The organism is Brevibacterium sp. LS14, assembly GCF_012027885.1.
GTDB classification, from domain to species: domain Bacteria; phylum Actinomycetota; class Actinomycetes; order Actinomycetales; family Brevibacteriaceae; genus Brevibacterium; species Brevibacterium casei.
The window spans coordinates 1-3,192 of record NZ_SJXG01000015.1; the positions used below are offsets into that span (position 1 = coordinate 1).

General features: G+C 64.8%; 5 protein-coding genes. 3 read left to right on the top strand and 2 right to left on the bottom strand.

What is annotated here, in order from left to right; translation table 11 throughout:
* The coding region (locus EZE58_RS17155) for a hypothetical protein (protein ID WP_205772044.1) at positions 1–293 on the bottom strand (293 nt) is incomplete at its 3' end.
* Between EZE58_RS17155 and EZE58_RS02050 the strand changes: the two genes are divergently transcribed.
* From EZE58_RS02050 to EZE58_RS17305, 3 genes are all read left to right on the top strand, one after another.
* A complete protein-coding gene (locus EZE58_RS02050) occupies positions 292–825 on the top strand; it encodes an N-acetyltransferase (protein ID WP_009381344.1) in 534 nt (177 codons plus the stop codon). The genes EZE58_RS17155 and EZE58_RS02050 overlap by 2 nt on opposite strands.
* Before the next feature lie 81 nt (positions 826–906).
* Positions 907–1,140: a helix-turn-helix transcriptional regulator gene (locus tag EZE58_RS02055; protein WP_009381343.1), complete on the top strand. Its 234-nt coding sequence runs from the start codon at positions 907–909 to the stop codon at positions 1,138–1,140.
* 55 nt (positions 1,141–1,195) lie between these two features.
* Entirely contained in the window at positions 1,196–1,684 is a 489-nt protein-coding gene (locus EZE58_RS17305) for a hypothetical protein (RefSeq protein ID WP_009381341.1), read from the top strand.
* Between the two features lie 190 nt (positions 1,685–1,874).
* Here the strand turns inward: EZE58_RS17305 and EZE58_RS02065 are convergent.
* Positions 1,875–3,022 (bottom strand): IS3 family transposase gene (locus EZE58_RS02065; protein ID WP_100227560.1). Its coding sequence is split into 2 segments (ribosomal slippage): positions 1,875–2,752 and positions 2,752–3,022, totalling 1,149 coding nucleotides; the frame shifts between segments, so codons are not numbered across the junction.
* Positions 3,023–3,192 lie beyond the last annotated feature (170 nt).

Sequence of the window (3,192 nt, forward strand, 5' to 3'; positions counted from 1 at the left end):
GTGGGAGAGTAAGTGACTGCCGCAATAATTGTTGGTGGGGGCACTCCTTTTCGAAGGGGTGCCCCCACTTTTTCATTCACAGGCAGATCCGATTCGTGGGGGACAGGCAGATGCGTGCCTTCACGGGAGTGGACGCCTGCGAATGAGTGGTGGGGGGCGACCCAAGTGGGTCGCCCCTTTTCTGCATTCACGATCACTGCGCTGCGCCGGCTGATTCGCTCGGCCCGCGCGTCCACGAGGCTGCTGAGGAAGACCACGACATTGCCGGGGAATTCGGGGTACTGTCGGGTCATGATCATTCGCCGCGAGACCGAGGCCGACATTCCTGCGATCCGATCGGTGACCGCTGCAGCGTTCGCTGCCGCCGCGCACAGTGCCCCTCCTGTCACTCCCGGAGGCGATCCCGGCGAGGTCACACTCATCGAATGGCTGAGAGAAGACGAGAGCTGGATCCCCGAGCTCTCCGTGGTCGCCGTCGTCGACGACACCGTCGTCGGCCACCTCGTGGCCACTCGAGCCCATATCGGATCATCGCCGGCGATCGGCATCGGCCCTGTCAGCGTTGTGCCGGAGATGCACGGCAGAGGTGTCGGCTCGGCGCTCATGCACTTCGCGCTCGGCGCCGCGGACGCGATGGGGGAGACCGTCGCCGGCCTCCTCGGTGACCCTGCGTTCTACACCCGCTTCGGTTTCGCGCCGGCCGCGGCGATGGACATCACCGGCCCCGATCCCAGCTGGGGCGACTACTTCCAGGCGCGAGCCCTCTCTTCGTATTCCGGCCAGCGTGGCGCCTTTCGCTATGCGGAGCCGTTCTCCAAGCTCTGAAGCCTGTCGTAAACAGTTAATGGCGCGTGTTTTAACCAGTAGAACCGTTTATGCCTGCGATCAGCGACAAGAGGAGGCGACATGGACGTCACACGGTCCGTCTCTCGACGCCTCGTCGACATCGGCGGATCGATTCGACGATGGCGCCTCATGCAGACTCTCAAATCCGAGGAGCTCGCCGAGCGTGCCGGCATCTCGAGATCGACATTGCAGAAGACCGAACGGGGAGAAGCTGGCGTCTCGATCGGGGCCGTCATGTCAGTCATGCACGCCTCGGGCAACTCGACCACGTTGCGGGCGCATTCGACCCCCTGAGCACGGATGTCGGCCGATGGCGGTCCGCTGAGACGCTGCCGGAGCGGATCAGGCGGTGAGCACCGAGGTCTCCGTGGACCTCGATGTCGACGGCGCACCAATGCCCGTCGGCACCGCCTGCTTCCACTTCGCGCGAACTCAGATCTCGACGACTTTCATCCACGGAGAGTCGTATCTCGCGCAGCGCTGGGCGTACGCGATCGACCCCGTCCTGCCCCTGTCCTCCGCCCCGTTCAGTGTCAGCGGACTCCACGGTGCTTCAGCGACTGTGAGGAGCTGTTCCGTCGGATGGTCTATTCCGTTGCGATGCACAACACCGATGACCACCTCCGCAATCACGGCTTCGTCGCCGACATGCGGGATGGGAGCTCAGCCCGTCAATCTCGAACCGGACCACGCCGCCGAACGGCAGACTGCTGTCAATGGAGCGAAAAGCGTCAACGACGATGTTGAGGCCTTGGTCCAATTCGGCACGCTCTGTCACCTCGAAGAGTCAGCGGTGCGGCAGACCGAGGTCGACGTCGCCGAGGCTGCAGGTCGTTAGCGATCCGTCGCCGGACGACTCAACCTGCCGGATTCCGATATCGCCATGTTCGCATCCGTCATCGATCGGCAGGTCGACGCGATCCGCGCCGCAGCTATGTCGTGAGAAGCCCTGAACCGGTGACGACGACCAAGCCACCACTGCCCTGACCAGCGGATTCATTTCAGACAACAGTGGGCCGCCCCCGTTGTTAGGTCCGGTCTCTGTGTGAGTCGTCGGGTTCCATTTCGTGGGTGCAGTGGCGAGCATAGTCGGCCGGGGTGAGGTAGCCCAGCGCCGAGTGGCGTCGCACGGTGTTGTACTCGACCTTCCAGTCGCCGATGACGACCTGGGCGTGCAGCAGTGAGTAGAAGCTGTTGATGTTCAAGCACTCGTCGCGCAGGCGGGAGTTGAACGACTCGACGTAGCCGTTGAGCCACGGCGAGCCGGGCGGGATGTACGACAAGCCGGTGCGGGTGCCGGCCCAGTCGGCGATCGCCTGGCTGATGAACTCGGGCCCGTTGTCGCTTCTGAGGACCGCGGGCGGTCCGTGCAGCTTAACGAGGTCGTCGAGATGGTCGGTGAGACGGTCGGCGGTGATGGAGCGTTCCACGAGGCCGCCGAGGCAGACCCGGGTGTGCTCGTCCACGATCGACGCGATTTTGATCGGACGCCCGGCCTCGTCGACGTCGAACTGGAAGTCGATGGCCCACACCACGTTCGGGGCGCACGCCTTGGGGGCGTCCGTGGTCGAGGAGCCGATGCGCTTACGGCGACGTCGCTGGGGCACGCGTAGGCCTTCCTCGCGCCATAGCCGCTGGATCTTCTTGTGGTTGACCTGCCAGCCCTCGCCGCGGGCGTCGTGGCACGCGCGCCGGTAGCCCCAGCGGGGGTGCTTCTTCGCGTAACCGCGCAGCCATTCACGCAAGGCGGCGTCGGGGTCGGCGACGGTATCGGCCTTGAGGGTGCGCCGGTAGGCGGACCTGGATAGCCCGGTCAGCCGGCACGCCATCCGCTCGCTCACCCGCATCTTCGCGATGAGGTGAGCGACAGCGGCGCGCCTCCTGCCCGGGCCTAGAAGTTTCCCTCTGCCAGCTCCTTCAGCGCCGCCTTCTCCAGCTCTGCTTCAGCGAGCAGACGCTTGAGGGTGGCGTTCTGCTTCTCGAGCTCCTTGAGGCGCTTGGCGTCGTCGGCCTTGAGCCCGCCGTACTGGTTGCGCCACCGGTAGTACGTCTGTTCCGACACGCCCAGCTCGCGGCACACCGCCGCGACGTCCGCGCCATCGGCCAGCATCCGGTCGGCCTGTCCGAGCTTGCGCACGACCTGCTCAGGCGTGTGCCGCTTCCTCGTGTTCGTCATGATGAGACCAGTCTTCCTGCCCGCAGCAGCGAGCATCAAGACGACTCACACAACGACTGGACCTACATCCCGGGGTCAGCCCAACAGGTGTGTGGTGGTTGTCACCCTGCCTGGTGTGGTTTCGGGGTTGCGTGGGGGTGTTCTGGTGGTCTAGAGTTATATCTCGTTCG